This is a genomic window from Halocatena halophila (assembly GCA_027563145.1).
Taxonomy (GTDB): Archaea; Halobacteriota; Halobacteria; order Halobacteriales; family Haloarculaceae; genus Halocatena; species Halocatena halophila.
Map to the genome: position 1 here is coordinate 609,812 of CP071307.1, position 16,961 is coordinate 626,772.

Annotated in this window: 15 protein-coding genes; 10 read left to right on the top strand and 5 right to left on the bottom strand. The window is 58.2% G+C overall.

Going from position 1 to position 16,961, the window contains the following annotated elements; all coding sequences use genetic code 11:
* Nucleotides 1-231 precede the first annotated feature (231 nt).
* Genes JXQ78_RS16825 through JXQ78_RS16835 form a run of 3 tightly spaced genes read left to right on the top strand, consistent with a single transcriptional unit; the run spans nt 232 to nt 3,699 of the window.
* On the top strand, nt 232-1,416 hold the full coding sequence (locus JXQ78_RS16825) for an acyl-CoA dehydrogenase family protein (protein WP_330632997.1): 1,185 nt from the start codon (nt 232-234) through the stop codon (nt 1,414-1,416).
* 45 nt (nt 1,417-1,461) lie between these two features.
* Nucleotides 1,462-2,442, top strand: a complete 981-nt coding sequence (locus JXQ78_RS16830; RefSeq protein WP_330632998.1) for an MBL fold metallo-hydrolase — start codon at nt 1,462-1,464, stop codon at nt 2,440-2,442.
* A gap of 60 nt (nt 2,443-2,502) precedes the next feature.
* A complete protein-coding gene (locus JXQ78_RS16835; RefSeq protein ID WP_330632999.1) occupies nt 2,503-3,699 on the top strand; it encodes an acyl-CoA dehydrogenase family protein in 1,197 nt (398 codons plus the stop codon).
* A gap of 9 nt (nt 3,700-3,708) precedes the next feature.
* Here the strand turns inward: JXQ78_RS16835 and JXQ78_RS16840 are convergent, their stop codons facing one another.
* The gene (locus JXQ78_RS16840; protein WP_330633000.1) at nt 3,709-5,262 is read right to left on the bottom strand and encodes a class I adenylate-forming enzyme family protein; all 1,554 of its coding nucleotides are present in this window, start codon (nt 5,260-5,262) and stop codon (nt 3,709-3,711) included.
* A 56-nt stretch (nt 5,263-5,318) separates the two neighbouring features.
* A complete protein-coding gene (locus JXQ78_RS16845) occupies nt 5,319-6,320 on the bottom strand; it encodes an FAS1-like dehydratase domain-containing protein (protein WP_407934087.1) in 1,002 nt (333 codons plus the stop codon).
* A 165-nt stretch (nt 6,321-6,485) separates the two neighbouring features.
* Between JXQ78_RS16845 and JXQ78_RS16850 the strand changes: the two genes are divergently transcribed.
* From JXQ78_RS16850 to JXQ78_RS16870, 5 genes are all read left to right on the top strand, one after another.
* Entirely contained in the window at nt 6,486-7,790 is a 1,305-nt protein-coding gene (locus JXQ78_RS16850) for an MFS transporter (protein WP_330633002.1), read from the top strand.
* A gap of 75 nt (nt 7,791-7,865) precedes the next feature.
* Nucleotides 7,866-8,804, top strand: a complete 939-nt coding sequence (locus JXQ78_RS16855) for a carbohydrate ABC transporter permease (protein WP_330633003.1) — start codon at nt 7,866-7,868, stop codon at nt 8,802-8,804.
* On the top strand, nt 8,801-9,670 hold the full coding sequence (locus tag JXQ78_RS16860; RefSeq protein WP_330633004.1) for a carbohydrate ABC transporter permease: 870 nt from the start codon (nt 8,801-8,803) through the stop codon (nt 9,668-9,670). The genes JXQ78_RS16855 and JXQ78_RS16860 overlap by 4 nt, the downstream gene beginning before the upstream one ends.
* A gap of 34 nt (nt 9,671-9,704) precedes the next feature.
* Entirely contained in the window at nt 9,705-10,775 is a 1,071-nt protein-coding gene (locus tag JXQ78_RS16865; RefSeq protein ID WP_330633005.1) for an ABC transporter ATP-binding protein, read from the top strand.
* 79 nt (nt 10,776-10,854) lie between these two features.
* Complete coding sequence (locus JXQ78_RS16870) at nt 10,855-12,252, top strand: ABC transporter substrate-binding protein (protein ID WP_330633006.1); 1,398 nt, start codon at nt 10,855-10,857, stop codon at nt 12,250-12,252.
* Here the strand turns inward: JXQ78_RS16870 and JXQ78_RS16875 are convergent.
* A complete protein-coding gene (locus JXQ78_RS16875) occupies nt 12,246-13,508 on the bottom strand; it encodes an acyl-CoA dehydrogenase family protein (RefSeq protein WP_330633007.1) in 1,263 nt (420 codons plus the stop codon). The two genes, JXQ78_RS16870 and JXQ78_RS16875, sit on opposite strands and share 7 nt — an antisense overlap.
* A gap of 102 nt (nt 13,509-13,610) precedes the next feature.
* Between JXQ78_RS16875 and JXQ78_RS16880 the strand changes: the two genes are divergently transcribed.
* Complete coding sequence (locus JXQ78_RS16880; protein WP_330633008.1) at nt 13,611-14,348, top strand: 3-hydroxyacyl-CoA dehydrogenase family protein; 738 nt, start codon at nt 13,611-13,613, stop codon at nt 14,346-14,348.
* A gap of 1 nt (nt 14,349) precedes the next feature.
* Here the strand turns inward: JXQ78_RS16880 and JXQ78_RS16885 are convergent, their stop codons facing one another.
* Nucleotides 14,350-15,138, bottom strand: coding sequence for an enoyl-CoA hydratase/isomerase family protein (locus JXQ78_RS16885; RefSeq protein ID WP_330633009.1), 789 nt, complete (start codon nt 15,136-15,138; stop codon nt 14,350-14,352).
* A 50-nt stretch (nt 15,139-15,188) separates the two neighbouring features.
* The gene (locus JXQ78_RS16890; protein WP_330633010.1) at nt 15,189-15,872 is read right to left on the bottom strand and encodes a helix-turn-helix domain-containing protein; all 684 of its coding nucleotides are present in this window, start codon (nt 15,870-15,872) and stop codon (nt 15,189-15,191) included.
* A gap of 186 nt (nt 15,873-16,058) precedes the next feature.
* Between JXQ78_RS16890 and JXQ78_RS16895 the strand changes: the two genes are divergently transcribed.
* Complete coding sequence (locus JXQ78_RS16895) at nt 16,059-16,877, top strand: alpha/beta hydrolase family protein (protein WP_330633011.1); 819 nt, start codon at nt 16,059-16,061, stop codon at nt 16,875-16,877.
* Nucleotides 16,878-16,961 lie beyond the last annotated feature (84 nt).

The window sequence follows — 16,961 nt, forward strand, 5'->3', positions numbered from 1 at the left end:
AGACTACAGTATAGTTTGGAATGTGTCTGTTCATCTCAGTTAGCCGTATCGCTGTTGAACAGCATAAGTAGTTAAAAATCTGATCTGTGGTTGATTCGAACTCCACGCCCCAGAGAGTCAAAATCGAAATCATCTCGAGACACGAATTGCATAAACAAACCGGTACTGTTCTGGGTGAAGACTTAACACATACCAGTTTCTTTGTGCGAGGTACAGTTTCAGTGATATACGATGCAACTCAGTGAAGAACAGCGGATGATTCGAGAAACGGTCCGGGAATTTTTGGAAAACGAGATTGCACCAGACCTCCCCGAGGCAGACCGCAAGCCACTGACGAAAGCACAGGCGATCGACTACATGCAGAAAATGGCAGAGATTGACCTCGGACCATACGCCGAGGAGTCGTTCACGGATCCAGTTACGGATGCGCTCATTCGAGAGGAGGTGTCTCGCGTCTGGCCGAGTCTCCAGGTAACCATGGGAATGTCCATGGCAGTGAGCATGTTCGAAATCTTTTCCGAACGAACACGGTCGGCGTACGAATCGGAGTACGCCAATGACGAACTCGTTGGGTGCTTTGCGATAACCGAACCGGCCGGAGGCTCTGATACGAAAGTTCCGAACACAACCGCCGAAAAAGACGGCGACGAATACGTCATCAATGGCGAAAAAACGTGGGTGTCGAACGCGCCGATCGCAGACGTCGCGATCGTCGTCGCCTGGGATACAGCTCAGGAGTATCGGGATATGTTTCTCATAGATAAGAAAACGGCGTCGTTCGAGACCCGCTCGCTCGACAAACTCGGTTGGAAGGGTTCCCCCACTGGGCAGCTGTTTTTCGACGACTGTCGGATTCCAGCCGAAAACAAGCTCTCGACTGCGGTGATGAGTGCAATGGCCGACGGTCGTCTGGATCCCGAAGATTCGTTTTTGGGGAGTGCATCAACTAGCGGGAATCCACTCAACACGCTGTTTGCTACGATGCGAAACGGCATGGCCTCGATTTCCGTTGGAATCATGCAAGCCGCCTACGAGGCAGCCCTTGAGTACGCCACCGATCGTGAGGTGTTCGAGCAGCCGATCGGCCAGCACCAGTTGATTCAGGAGAAGCTGTACAACATCCGCGCTGGTCTCGAGACGGGTCGCCTGTTGAGTCGCCACGCCGCAGAACGAATTGCAGCGGGTGATCCCGAGGCGCGAATGCTCTCCTCGCTGTCGAAAGGGTGGGTGTGTGAGAAGTCGGTGGAGGTCACCAGCGAAGCGCTTCAGGTGTACGGTGGCAACGGTCTCTCGACGGAGTATCCCCTGGAGCGCTACTACCGCGATGCGCGCACAATGACAATTCCGGACGGGACCACCGAGATCCAGAAGCTCGTGGTGGGTTACGAACTGACGGATCTTCAGGCCTACACCTGAGCCATTCGCCGAAACGATCAAACCGACATCACACCAACGAAACGTATGGAGGTCATTTCGCTGTCGAATGCGGAGTTCGAGGGAGAAAACAGCGTATATTTGCTCAGGGGCAACGATTCGGTTGCACTGATCGACACTGCAATCGAAACACCAGAAACCGAACGCCGACTCCGAGAACAACTCGCAGAGTACGGTGTTGCCCTCTCCGAGATCGATTCGATCGTGGTCACCCACTGGCACCAGGACCATGCCGGTCTCGCCGGCGTACTCCAGCGCGAGAGCAATGCGACCGTTTACGTCCACGAGGCTGATGCCCCGCTGGTTGCCCAGGAGGATGGCCCAACCGACGCGCTGTTCGAACGCCAGCGCCAGCAGTTCACCAGCTGGGGCATTCCCGAAGACCGGCGGGCGGCTCTGCTTGATCGGCTGGCTGGAACGGCAGCGACGACGACAGTAGCGCCCTCGGTGACGCCAGTGGCTGATGGCGATCAACTCACGGTTGCTGGAACCGAGCTCACCGTTATACACGCGCCGGGTCACACGGCAGGACAGTGTTGCTTTGCATTCACGGCCGAAGACGGCAGTACGCAGGCCTTCGTCGGCGACGCAATTCTGGGTCAATACACACCGAACGTCGGCGGGGCGGATGTCCGCGTCGAACACCCGCTTGATCAGTATCTCGCGACGCTCTCGCGAATCATCGATCAGGAGTTTGCCGTCGCCTGGCCGGGTCATCGTGACGCGATCACGGTGCCGTCAGATCGTGCTCGCACCATCTACGAGCACCACGTCGAACGAGCCACGCGGGTTGCAACCGTCGTCGCAGAGCACGGACCGATGAACGCCTGGGAGGTGAGTGCTGAACTGTTCGGTTCGCTCGAAGGCATCCACGTGATGCACGGCCCAGGAGAGGCCTACTCCCATCTCGACCATCTCGCGAGACACGGCCGGCTGTCAGAGTCTGATGGCGTCTATCAGTTCGACTCCGATGGGCCAGCCGTGAAGGAACTCTTTTCCATCCCATAATTAGTCTGCGGTTTGGTAGTTACCGGTAACTATTATTTGGTGTGAGATACCATACACCGCATGGATTTTAGTGAGCCATCCGAGGCAATCCAGCTGAAGCGGGCGCTCGACGATTTCATCGACCAGGAGGTCGCACCGCTCGAGGCCGAACACGAGGAGTTTCTCGGGCCGGACTACGAACGACACATTGTCGACAGCGACAACCGACAGGTAGACGCGTATCGTTCGGTTCTCGAAACCGTTCGCAAGCGCGCGGTGAACGCTGGATTCTACGGCATGTCGATGCCAGAATCGGTCGGTGGTGGCGGCGTCTCAACCGTGACGCGGGGGATCGTCACCGAACATCTTTCGAACCGGCCGCCAGGATTCCACTCGGCGATTCTCGGCGGTGCGGGCGGACCAACACCGATCCTTTTGGCCTGTACGGACGAACAGCGCGACCAATATCTGGACCCGTTGATGGCGGGGGAGCTCACGACCTGCTTTGCGCTCTCTGAGCCCGCACACGGCAGCGATCCACAGTATATGGAGACAACAGCACACAAAGACGGCGACGAGTGGGTGCTCAACGGAACGAAATACTGGATTTCGAACGGTCCGTACGCGGATTTTGCGATCGTGTTCGCCAGAACGAACGGTGAGTCGGGCGACTATCACGGCATCACAGCATTTCTCGTCGACGCAGACACCCCTGGCTACGAGGTGGGGCGAATCCACCGGACGATGGGATTGACGCCTGGGAGCCAGTGTGAACTCCAGTTCACTGACTGTCGTGTGGGCACGGACCAGGTACTCGGAGAGATAGACCAGGGCTTTACAACGGCGATGAACTGGATCGGTGGCGGTCGGATTTCGATCGCGGCAGCCAGCGTTGGAAGTGCCCAGCATCTGCTTGATCTGGCCGTCGACTACGCGAGCGATCGTGAAACGTTCGGCAAACCGATTGGCCAGCGCCAGGGGATTAGCTTTCAGCTGGCGGATTTAGCGACCGAGATCGAGCAGGTCAGACAGCTGTATCGCTATGGGGCCTGGTCGCTTGATCAGGGTAACCAGGCGCGAAAGCTGGTCTCGATGGCCAAGCTTCGCGGCGCAGCGCTATACAACACCGCTGCCGACGTTGCAATGCAGGTTCACGGTGGTGCTGGATTCATGAAGGATCTGCCGATCGAGCGGGAGTATCGGTCGGCACGCGTCTATCGCATCTTTGAAGGAACGGACGAAATCCAGCGACGATCGATCGCCCAGTCGTTGTTCTGACTCCCGTTGTCAGGTGTCGTCCTCGGCTTCGAGCTTGTATTTCTGTACCTTCCCCGACGCGGTGCGGGGGAGCTCCTCAACGAATTCGATCTCCCGGGGGTGTTTGTACGGAGCGATCGTTTCGAGAACGTACTCTTTGAGTTGGTCTGTCGTCACCTCTACGTCCGGACGACACACGACGTATGCCTTGGGGATCTCGTTGCGTCGCTCATCAGGCACCCCGATCACGGCGCTTTCGGTGACAGCTTCGTGTTCGGTGAGCACTGCCTCGATCTCGCTTGGATAGACGTTGTAGCCCGCGCTGACGATGACGTGTTTTTTCCGGTCGACGATCTCGTAGTAGTTGTTTTCATCTCGTCGAGCGATGTCTCCGGTTCGAAAGTATCCATCGTCGGTGAACGCGGCCTCCGTCGCCGCCGGGAGGTTGTGATAGCCTGCCATCACCTGTGGCCCCCGCACGAGCAACTCGCCTGGCTCGCCGATCGGCAGCTCCTCGCCCGTGTCATCGACGATCTTGCAGTCAGTCATTCGCGTTGGCTGCCCAACCGTGCCGGGTTTGAGCCCCATCGTTGAGCCGCGCTGGCTGTGGGTCGCACCGTGTGTTTCGGTAAGTCCGTACCCCTCACCGATATCCACGCCGGCTGTCGTTTCGAACTCCTCCTGGATAGCCCCAGAGAGCTTTGCCCCGCCTTCGGCGGCCATCTCCAGACAAGTGAGGTCGTACGCTTCGAAATCAGCTGCCGTGACCATATCGACGTACATTGCGGTCACGCCAACAAAGTGCGTTATCGATTCGGATTCGATCAGCTCCATACAGCTCGATGCGTTCCAGTTGGCTGCGCTCCTGAGATAGACCGTTCCACCGCGGATAAGCGGCTGAAGGGCGCTGTGAGTGAACCCCGTGATGTGGTACAACGGCAGCCAGATCAGACTCCGCACGGCTTCGTCTTCGACCGATTGGCCCTCTGAAAGCGTTGACGTGAGCTGTGCCCGAACGTTGGCGTGTGTGAGCTGTACGCCTTTGGGCTGGCCGGTCGTTCCGGACGTGTAGGGCAACAGCGCCACGTCAGAGTCATCGCGTTCGACGAACTGTTCTGTGTCTCGGACAGATTCGAACTGATGAACATCGTCACGGCTCGAGGCAACGGCGATCACCTCAAGCTCTCTATCCATCGCTGAGAGCGTCGCATCGATGTGTTCGAGTAGCGCGGCGTGTGTGAGCACCCCATCCGCGTCCGTATCTTCGATCTGGTGTGTCAGCTCCCGGGTTCGATACTGTGGATTCACCGGCGAGACCACGACCCCCGCTCGAAACGCACCGAGTGCACCAATCAGATACGCCGGACAGTTGGGGAGATACACCAGGAGCGTCGCACCCGGTTCGAATCCCAGTTTTTCAAGCCCACCGGCGAACCGAGCGCTTTCGGTCTGCAACTCGGCATGGGTGAGCGTCCGCCCGTGATACTCCACTGCTGGGCTCTCGCTGTGGTGCCGGACGGTTTCGTCGTACAGTCGGGCGACGTTCCCGGATCGTGCACTTTTGGCCACGGATGCGAGTTCCATGCAACAGCGTGTGATGGGTAACTAATAAATGTTACTCAGAAATTAGTTGTTGATGGCTACGCTACGTCGGAGACGGTTGCCCTGCCAGAAAGTACGGTCTCCGTTTCGGTTTCTGCAGTGAGTTCGATCGTGATGTCGTCGGACACCTCCGTCACGTTTCCAGACGCAACGACGGTGTCGCCTGGGAACACCCGGGACTGAAACCGGACGCCAAACGAGTCGATTGCGTCAATTCCAACCCAGTCGGTGAGTACCCGCCCGGTGATTCCGGCGGTGAGCATTCCCTGTCCGAACACGCTGGGGATGCCGGCGGCCGTTGCGTACGGCTCGTTGTAGTGAATCGGGTTGAAATCTCCACTGGCACCAGCATAGCGGACGAAATCCTGTCGAGTGAGCGATTCGACGGTGATCGTTGGACCGCGATCGCCGACGGCGAGCGAATCGGTCGAGTCGAGTCGTTCGGTTGGGGGTGTGCGTCGTGGCTGGATCGATCGGGGTGACAACCCGCTCACCGAGGTTGCACTCCCACCGCGGCTGGCCTGGACAGTATCGTCGTCGGTGTGAGTCGTGTCATCGACTGGTGCGGTCTCGATCGTCGTCGAGCACTCGGTGAGTACGTGCTCGCCGTGCTGGTCCGTAAAGCTTGTTTCGAGCTCGGCAAACGTCATCGTCCCGCCGCGTCGGCCGTCGCGTCGATACACGTCGGTGAGCGTCGACGTTCCCGATAGGACGTCGCCAACACGAACAGGGCGTTCGTACTCGTAGGACTGCTCGCCATGGAGCAGTCGTTCTGGATCGAATCCGAGTTCGATGCCGTATTCGGGCGTGTTGGGTGGTCGATACCGCGTGAATGTGCTCACCCTGGTGAACGTTGGTGGCGCAGGCATTCGATCGTGACCCCGCTCGCCAGCGGCGGATTCGTCCAGAAACACCGGATTTGGATCGGTGATCGCACGGGAAAACTCCGCGACTTTCCCAGCAGTGACGGCAAACTCCTCGACGGTCACCACGGAATCGCCGACTCGCGATTCGAGTGCCGAGAACGACTCATCATTCATCGAGTGATACTCGGGAGGAGAGACACGTAACTCTGACGACGAAACACGTATGTCGTCGGGCGAAAACGAATCGATTGTCGTCGTGAGTAGTACGTTCATCCCGTCTCAGCGGTGCAATCGCTGGTCAACCAACACGCAATCAATCCTGACCGAGGTGGATTGACGATGAGCAATAGCCACCACTACACGGAGCGAGAGATCCGAACGATCGCCCTGGCGGTGATTACCGGCGTGTTTTTCGGCGGCGTGGCAACTGGGGTCGCGTTCCCAACGCTCCCATTGCTTGACGACCACCTGGCGATCAGCGCCGTGACGCTGAGCGTGATCCTCTCGGCGAATCGGATCGCTCGGCTCGTGATGAACACGCCGGCCGGTGCGATCGTCGACCGTCTCGGCGCGCGCTGGCCGATGATCTGCGGGCTGTTCACGCAGGCGGCGGCTCCATTTGGCTACATCATCGGATTGGGAGCACCGACCACGATGCTCGCCCTTCCGGGAGGGGCGACGATATCGATACCCGGCGTTGTGTTCGTGCTTGCGCGCCTGTTCTGGGGAATCGGCAGCGCGTTCGTCTTCATCGGTGCGTTCGCCACGATCTCGCACGTCACGACGAGCCAGAACCGCGGTCGGTGGATCAGCTACATGCGCGGTGGTCAGTCGCTCGGCTTTCCCACTGGGCTGGTCGTCGGTGGCGTTGTGGCCGATCTGTTTGACATCCAGACGGCGTTTCTTGTCGCTGGCGTGCTGGCGCTCGCTGCTGGCGTGACAGCAGCGATGGTGTTACCTGACGTCCATCGTGGTGGAGCAGACGAGAGCGTCACGCTGCGTTCGCTCCCTGGGCTGTTAGCACGACAGCCGATCGTCCTCGCCGTGGGTGTTGGCAATTTTAGCGTTCGATTCCTCTGGGGTGGGATCATCCTCTCGACGATGGCCAGATTTGCTAGCGATCACGCGATCCGACTGGGTTCGTTCGAGGCCGCCGGAATCAGTGGACTGGTGATGGCGGTCGGTGTGCTCTGCTCTGGTAGTGCGACGCTTGCCACCGGCAAGCTCTCCGATCGCATTGGGAACCGATCAATTCTCACCGTCCCGGCGTTCTGTTCGATGGCGGCCGGCTTTGTGGTCCTCGCCGTTGGCCGGTCGGTCGAGCCGTTGCTCGGTGCCATCGTCTGTATTGGCCTCGGCATGGGCGTCGTGGCACCGTCTCTGCTGGCAATTCTGGGAGATCTCACTCCAGGCGATGAACTCGGCCGGATGGGTGGTATTTACAACGGCATGGGTGACGTGGGATTGAGTCTCGGCCCGCTTGTTGCCGTGCCGGCTGTGGATCTCTGGTTTGGCTACCGGAACACGTATCTCCTCTGTGCGATGTTGCTCTGTGGCTGTCTGCTGGTTGTCTCCGTGCCACTGTTCTGTCGGACGACCGCCAGTGGGTCCAACGCTACCGTCTCCACTGATGGCGACGACTGAACCATCACATACGAACGGATCTCGAAAAATTGCTCACGACGAAAGTATTAACAACTGGTTTTCCAATGTGGTATCATGGCAACTGACACGGCTGGTGATCCCCCACCACACGACAGTGTGTCGTCTCCAGGGTGGCTTGGAGGTCTCCCCGAATCGGTCTGGGGGTGGCTGTCGATCACGCCGGTACTGCTGTTGTACACCATCGTTGCACTGTGTCCGATCACGTTTGCCGTCGTGGCGTCGTTTCACGACGTACATTTGTTGAACCCACAGTGGTCGTTCGTTGGCCTCTCGAACTACGTCGAGGTCTTCCAGATCGACCGATTCTGGGGATCAATGTGGCGTGGTGTGCTGTTCATGGTTGGATCGACGCTCGTTCAGTTCGTCGTTGGCGTGTGGATGGCGCTCGTGATCGATAAACTCTCGCGCACCAGCCGACTGGTGAGCACGCTCGTGTTCACCTCGTACCTGGTTCCGACGATCGTCGTCACGGTCGTCTTCGAGTTCATGCTCGATCCGTACGACGGTGTTGTTCACGCGGCTGGCTCCTCACTCGGGCTGTGGAACGATTTTCTTCTGGGAAACACCGAGTTGGCGATGGCCGCGGTCGTGGTGATCTCTTCTTGGAAGTTTGCAGCGTTCGTTTCGCTGTTTACGCTTGCTCAGCTCCGTTCGATTCCCGACCGGTTCTACGAGGCGGCGAGAGTGTGTGGGGCAACGCGGTGGGAGCAGTTTCGCGACATTACCTTCCCGCGGATACGCGGTGCGCTCGCTGTCGTCGTCTTTCTCCGTGCGATTTTCATGTTCAACAAATACGATGTGATCTGGCAGCTCACCGAGGGTGGGCCGGGATCGGCGACGACAACGATGCCGATTCTGGCGTTTAAAGAGACGTTTCAGATGAACGCGTATGGACGGGGCAATGCGATCGCCGTGATCATGTTTCTGGTCCTGTTTGCCGGCGGAGTCCTCTATTTACGAGCGATCAATCCCAGCCAGGAGGTACAAACGTGAGCGACGCTGATTCGTTTGGACGCTCGGTTCGACTCTCGTTTCGACACCGGAACCGCCTCTATCGACTCGGCCTCTCAGTGAGCGCAATCCTGCTCGTTGTACTGCTTGGCTTTCCACTCTACTGGATGGCTGCCAACGCCGTTCGGACACGGCTTGGCGTCCAGGACGGTGGCTTGCTCCCCACTCCCGACACCGTCACACTCGAGCAGTTTGCGGTCGTTACCGATCCAACGGTCGGTCAGTATCTCATCAACAGCACGATCGTTACCGTTGGCGTGGTACTCACCGTGCTGGCGATTTCGCTGGTTTCGGGCTACGGTCTCGCCCGCTTTGAGTTTCCGTATAAGATCGCTGTTGCACGGTTTTTGCTGCTGGGTTATATGTTCAGTCCGATCGTGCTCTCGATTCCGCTGTATCTCATCTGGGATCGGCTCGGGCTGTTGAACTCGTATCTCGGATTGATACTGACGCTGAGTGCAATCTCGATGCCGTTTTCGGTCTGGCTGATGTGGAAGTACATTCAGACGATTCCGGAGTCGGTAGAGGCGTCCGCATGGGTGGCCGGCGCGCCTCGCTGGCGGGCGTTTGTCGACATCGTGGTCCCACAGACAAAGCCGGCGATGATCGCCAACGCAATCTTCGCGTTTGCGATCGCGTGGGGTGATTTCACGTTCGCGTACGTGTTGATGCCGAGCAACGATGCCACCACGTTTCCGGCCGGACTGTTTCGGTTGCTTGGCTCACAGTGGGACGCGAGCTGGGCGGAGTTCATGGCGATGAGTCTCATGCTCACGCTGCCCCCGCTCGTGTTCGCATTCTTCCTTCAGTCATATTTGCTGAAGGGATTCAAAATCAGGGCGCTATGACGCGAGTACCATCCATAACGACGATACACAACAAATGGTTTCGATAACACTCGACGATGTGACAAAGGAGTACGGCTCACTGACTGCAGTTGATGATCTCAGCCTCACGATCGAGGACGGCGAGTTCGTCTCGCTCGTCGGGCCCTCGGGCTGTGGCAAGACCACGACGCTCAGAATGGTTGCGGGCCTGGAGTCCGTCACGAGCGGCCAGATCCGGTATGGCGACCGGACCGTCACCACCGCACCGGTGCAACAGCGGGGGGTGGCGCTGTTGTTCCAGGACATCGCGCTCTACCCACACATGACGGTCGAAGAAAACATTGCATATCCGCTGAAACTCGCCGGCATCGATGGGAGCGACCGCCACGAACGGGTCGTTGAGACGGCATCGCTGTTGCAGGTCGAAGACCAACTTGCGAAGTATCCCGGGGATCTTTCGGGCGGTCAACAACAGCGCGTGGCGCTCGGTCGATCGATTATCAGAGAGCCGACGTTGTTTCTGTTCGATGAACCGATGAGCGATCTCGACGCGAAGCTCAAACACGAGCTGCGCCCGCTGTTCGCAGAGATTACGGATCAGGTCGGCTGTCCGACGCTGTATGTCACTCACGATCAAGAAGAGGCAATGACGATGTCCGATCGGATCGCGGTGATGAACGACGGTCATCTCGAGCAGATTGACACGCCAGACCGGGTGTACCGACAACCGGACACACAGTTCGTTGGCGAGTTTGTCGGCCGACCCGCAATGGAGTTTTTCGACGTTCGGATCGAGCACGGAGACGACGGATCCGAACTGCTTGCGGGAGAAAATCTCACGCTGGCACACGATGGGCTGAACGGCTACGACGGCGACGACCTGCGCGTCGGCATCAGACCACAACATCTCCGGGTAACAGAACGGAACTCCAGTGGCATTCCCGCCACACACGTGTTTGACGAAACGCTCGGTGACCGGACCCACAGCCTGTTCGAGACTCCACTGGGTCGCGTGACCGTCGAGACGCCGGCCGACTTCCGCGGAAGTCAGACGGAGTACTCCATCGAGATCGACGTAGAGAAGCTCTCGCTGTACGATCCTGCGAGTGGCATTCGAATCGGCTAATCGATTCAATCAGTTCGATCTCTAGTATTTACACGACTGATCGAAACACTTATGCTCCAGTTACCAACACTGGAGGTGTATGACACGATACCAACCAACACGCCGTGGCGTGTTGCGAGCCACGGGACTGGCCACCGCGACGGCCATCGCCGGTTGTCTTGGAATGGACAGCGGTGGCACGAACGATGAATCAAGCGACGGCGATATCCACATCCTGACGGATCTCACCGGCGAGCAGTGGGAGTCCTACTGGGAGGACGAACTCATCGCCGGATTCGAATCGTCGTCCGACGCGTCGGTGTCGGTGGAGTACGCCGGCATGCAAGGCCAGGGTGGCCAGCGCCTGGCAACGTTGTTGCAGTCGAATACGCCACCGGAATGCTATCACGCGACCCAGACGGAAATTGGCGACCTGTTCAATCAGGGGCTGACGCAGCCGGTTGATTCGGTGATCGATGAGTTAGAATCCACCTGGGGTGAGACGCTGTTCAAATACACGATGCAGCCGTTCAACGGCGATCGCGCCGATGAGATGCACATGATCCCCAACGGGATCTACGTGGGCGGTGTGTTCAACTATCGCAAGGACATCTACGAAAAACTCGGTCTCTCGGTTCCCAAAACCTGGCAAGGTCTCGTGGACAACGCCAAAGCGATCCACGAATCCGATGAAGTGGAGGCGGCCGGCTTTGGGGTAGCTGGAACGCCGGCTGGCAAGTCCGGATCGGACTTTTCGAACTGGCTGTACAACGCCGGCGGTCAGACCTGGAAATCTGCGGGCGAGTCGATCGAACTCGCGTTCGAAAAAGAGCACGTGATGGCCGTCCTCGAGGTGCTCCAGGAGCTTGCGAACTACTCGCCGGACCCATCCAGTCTCTCGTGGGCGAAGACGGTCGAGTACTGGGCCGGTGGCCGCATTGCGCAGTGTTTCATGAACAACGCCTGGCTCTGTGGACCGGCGTATGCGGCTGGAGCGACCGACATTGCGCGCAACACGGAACAGGCGTTGATTCCCGTTCGTGAGGGGGCCGATCCCATCACACGGGGCTGGATTCTCGCCAACGGAACCCCCATCATCGAGGGATCGAGCAATCCCGAGGGTGCAAAGGAGTTCAACAAGCACATGTTTGGTGAAGAACATATGGTACCAGTGTCGTTGCTCGAGCCGATGCGGTTCATCCCGCCGTATGCGGACGTGATGGACGCTGATGCGTATCGGAACGCAGAGATCTTCCAGGCCGAGGATGGTGTCTTCCTCGAGAAAAACGAGAAAATCGCAACCGAGATCGTCCCGGAACTCGAGAGTCCCGACCTGCCGAGCTCACCCGAGACCTTGCACGTGGGAACGACCTACATTCAGGATCAGATGGTTAATCGTGTCCTGATCGAGGGCCAGTCGTCCGAGGCGGCCTACGAATGGGCACTCGATGAGTATGACACCCAGATTTCGAACGCGAAAGAACAGGCCAACTACTGAGGAGCGTCGTCTCGGAGCGAGTCGTGAAGATTTTCCTCGTTGAACGTTGGGAGCACTTCGAGCTCTTTTGTTTCGACGTCATCGAAGGCGTGGCGAGCGATCGACCGGCGGTGGACCTCGTCTGCGCCATCAACGATGCGGAACGAACGAACGTGCTCGTAGAAGTGTGCAAGCGGGAGATCGCGTCCGATGCCACTGCCACCACAGCACTGAATCGCCAGATCGACGATATCGTTGGTGACGTTCGCGGTGAACAGCTTTGCCATTGCTACCTCGATGCGGGCTTCGCTTCGGTCGAGTTCCCGGGCCGCATGGCGAACCATGGTACGGGCCGCGTGGAGTCGCGTTTCGGCATCGGCAATCCGATGGCGCAGTGATCCCTTCTCTGCAAGCGCACTGCCGAACGCGTCCCGTTCTGTCAGATACGCTTTGGCGACATCGAGCGAGCGCTCTGCCATTCCCGAATAGCGCATGCAGTGGGTGAGCCGACCGCCACCGAGTCGCATCTGGGCGATCTGGAACCCCTCGCCAGCCTCACCAAGCGTGTTTTCGACGGGAACGCGCACGTCGTCGTATTCGATCTCTGCGTGGCCAACCGGGAACTCGGTGATCGATTCGTCGCCGAGATGTGGAATGTTCCGGACAACGTTCACACCGTCTGCATCGCTCGGAACGACGATGATCGACGTGCCTGCATACGGATGTGCCTCAAGGTCGGTTCGTGCCATCACCAGCAGAATGTCGGCGTTCATGCCGCCGGTCGTCCACCATTTGTGCCCGTTGAGCACCCACTCGTCGCCATCACGAACGGCGGTGGTTTTGAGCATTTTCGGATCGGAACCACCGCCCTGTCGTGGTTCAGTCATCGAAAAGCCAGAGGAGATGTCACCCTGGACCAGCGGCTTGAGCCAGCGTTCTTTTTGTTCGGACGTGCCGACGGCCTCAAGCGTGTGCATATTCCCTTCGTCGGGCGCATTTGCCCGTATTGCGAGCGCCCCTGTCAGCGTTCTCCCGACCGCTTCGAACGAGGGCAGCATCTCTGAGAACTCCAGTCCCTGGCCGCCGAACTCGGTCGGCACCTGGGGTGCGAACAGGTCGCGGTCTTTGGCTTGCTCCCAGAAGGACTCGATTTCTGCGACCGTGATCGGGTCGGTATCAGCCAGCGCGCGTCGCTCACGCGGGATGACGACCTCGTCCATGAACGTACGAACGCGCGCAGCGACTTCGGTGGCGGTCTCCGAATCGTGATATCGCATATCTCACCAAACGGCTGAACGATAGTAAAACCATCTCACACGAATGCGGTATCGGCTGCTCGGTTGGGAACAGCTAAGGGGCAGCCACACCTGTCCGTATCTATGGCAGACAACGCTGTCGCCGTCATCGGTGGCGGTATTATGGGCAGTGGTATCGCACAGGTACTCGCACGAAACGGGTACGAGGTTCGGGTTCGCGAACTCAACGACGAACTCCTCGAGGCCGCCCGCGAACGGCTTATCTCAGGGAGCTTCGGACTCGATGACGCCGTCGAGGGCGGTTATCTCACCGAGGCAGAACGTGATGCGACGCTCGATCGGCTCACATTCACGACCGATCTTGAGACGGCAACGCAGGACACCGAGTTCGTCATTGAGGCGGTCACCGAGGAACTTTCCATCAAAGGCCAGGTGTTTCGGGCGCTCAACGAGGTGACCGACGACCAGCCGCTGTTTTCAAACACGAGTGGCTTTTCGGTGGCATCGATCGCCAACGCCGTTGACGATCCATCGCGCGTTGCGGTCACGCACTTTTTCAATCCGGTTCCGGTGATGGAACTCGTCGAGATCGTCAAAGCGCCCGAAACTGACCCCGCTGTCGTCGAGCGTGCCGAGGCGCTCGCTGAGGAACTCGGAAAAACGGCGATCGTCGTGGACGACGATCCCGGTTCGTATGGCTTCGTCGCCAATCGGATCTACGGAGCGATGCGCCGTGAAGCCCAGCGCGTTGTCGATGCTGGCGTTGCCACCGAAGAACAGGTAGACACCGCACTCGAGGCAGGCTACAATCTCCCCGTCGGACCGTTTTCGCTGCGCGGTATCGGCGAGGAGTGGGACTGAACTACCGACCGACGAACTCCGGATCGCGATTTTCAGCGAACGCGGCTGCGCCTTCTTCGAAGTCTTCGGTGTTCAACAGCGAGTTGAACTGCTGGCGGTCGTAGCGCCGGCCCTCCTGGCGGGAAGTGTTGACCGCCGTTCGTGCCGATCGCTTGATCGCCTGGACGGCCAGTGGTGCCTGTTCGGCCAGCGACGCGACGAACGAATCGACCGACTCGTCGAACTCCTCGCTGTCGTAGATGCGATTGATGAGTCCCTTTTCGTGCACCCAGTCGGCAGCTACGTGCTCACCGGTCATTGCGAGCTCCATGGCAACGGCCGGGCCACAGAGTTTCGTCACGAACTGCACGCCGCCTGCCCCCGGCAGGAGTCCAAGGTCCACTTCCGGAAAGCCAAACGTCGAGCGATCGCTCGCGAGCCGGAGATCACACGACAGCGCCAGTTCGAACCCACCACCCAGACAGTAGCCGTCGATTTTTGCCACGACTGGCACCGGAAACTCTGGAATGAACTCGTGAGCCCGCCGCTCCGAGCGCTCCCCCTCGTTTGCGCTCGAAAAACCGTTGATGTCTGCACCAGCGCAGAACGCCTTCTCACCAGCTCCCTCGATCACGACCACACGAAGTCCGCGATCGCTCGAATCTCCCTGTGTCTCCAGTGATTTGAGCGCCTCGACGATCTCTGCGGACAACTGCTCGCTCAGCGCGTTGAGCGAATCCGGTCGGTCCAGCGTTATGTGACCGACGCCGGTCTGTGAATCGTACTCGACGGTAACGGTTTCGTACTCCATGGTTCTCGATAGGTGGCGACTGCCAAATAACTGCTCCATTTCGAAACCGGTCACGCGTTTGTGTTCATCCTTTCGCCACCGTGATACAGTGCGCTGATGATCCGGCGTTCGATCCGACGAAGGTGTTGACCGACCATACTCGAACTACAGTTTAGCGTCTCTGATAGCTCCTCGTGGGTGGTCTCCCGTGGAATCCGATAGTAACCGGCCTCGATCGCCGCCTCGAGAACGTCTTGCTGTCTCTGTGTGAGCACACCAGCGTATCGAGTCGATGCTGGATCATGCCGGTAAACGCGGTTGATTCCGACTGTTGCGATCGTACGCGTCTCCTGAATCCGTTGGTGGAGCTCTGCCCGCGGGCCAATTTCAGTGAGCTCGATTCGAAACGGATCGTGGTTTACGTAGTGGATCGGGAACACAACTGTAACGCCGTACGATCGATGAATCCGGAGAAGATCATCGAGTGGTGTATCCGGGATGAATCTGATCTGGGCAACGAGCGGGTCGGATTCTTCACTCACAGCAAATTCCAGGACTTTTCCAGATCCATCGTTCAGACACCGTTTGAGTGTCTCGCGATTCCCATCGATCTCGTAGACGATAACGATCGAGTCGTCTGTGAGAAATTCGATCGACTGGATCGTCTTGAGTACGACACCATTTTCGTACAGAATCTGCTCTGCACGATCGAAACGGCCACCGTCCGGCGCGATGGTGTACATTATCTCCCACATTGGTGCTCACCGTTCTGGCACGGGAGTTTCCCGTCTAGTGATACCGTGGCACATTATTGTTGCGTTGTATTTCTCTGTGATAAATTTGATGGGTAGTTTTCTGGTATCTTCACAGAACCGTATTAAAGACGTGGCTATAACCATAATAGAAATTAATTATAATCGTAGCAAATAGTACGTTGCCGCATGAAAAAACAATCCGATCGATCCGACCGACCGAATCGAACGACACTACCGATGACGCGCCGAGGCGTTCTCACCCGAGCAGTTGGGCTGACTGCAGTTGGTGTCGGTGGTTTCAGTGGAATTGCAGCTAGCCAGCCCGTGACGACGGTGGAGGTCTCTGAAGGAATGCTTGGCAATTTCTACACCACCGACGATTTGCCGGTGGTTGATGAGCTACTTGTTTTCGTTCACGGCTGGTTCGGTGATTCGACGGTGGTGAGCCAGACTGCTGATGTCCGCGATTCGATCGAGGACGGCGGCTACGATCCGGACGCAGTGGTTGCGGTCGAATGGCCCGCAACGAACTTTCTCTACACAGACGCAGAGAGCGACACCGAATCGGTTGGCGAAGTCGTAGCAGAACTAATTGAGGACTTTTCGGACGCTGGTGGTGGTAGTATCAGACTCACTGGACATTCGCTCGGCGGCCGTATCGTCTACTGGGCAAGTTCGAAAATCAGTGCGGGGTACACGATTGACACGGTCGGTGCCATGGGCACCGCAGCCGAGGGCTCGAACGTCTGTTTTGGTGGAGACTGGGATGAGGACATCGCCACTGGCGCTGGAACTGTTCGCAACTATCACTCGTTGAACGACACCACTGTCGGCAGTGCGTACGGATTTTTCGGCCAACCAGCGCTCGGCACGGAGGGTGCGGCGTGTTCGGGACCGGGCAACTACACGGATGTCGATGTTACTGGGACCGTCGGGAGCCATCTCGACTATCTGGGTGACACACAGGTCGGTAGCGATTTTGCCGCTGTGGTGCTTTCGGACTGAGCCGACCGAGCGGTCCACGCGATCGACCACCAACTTCATTTTAACTTCTCTCAATATAAACAAAAAGTATTAAAATAATAAATA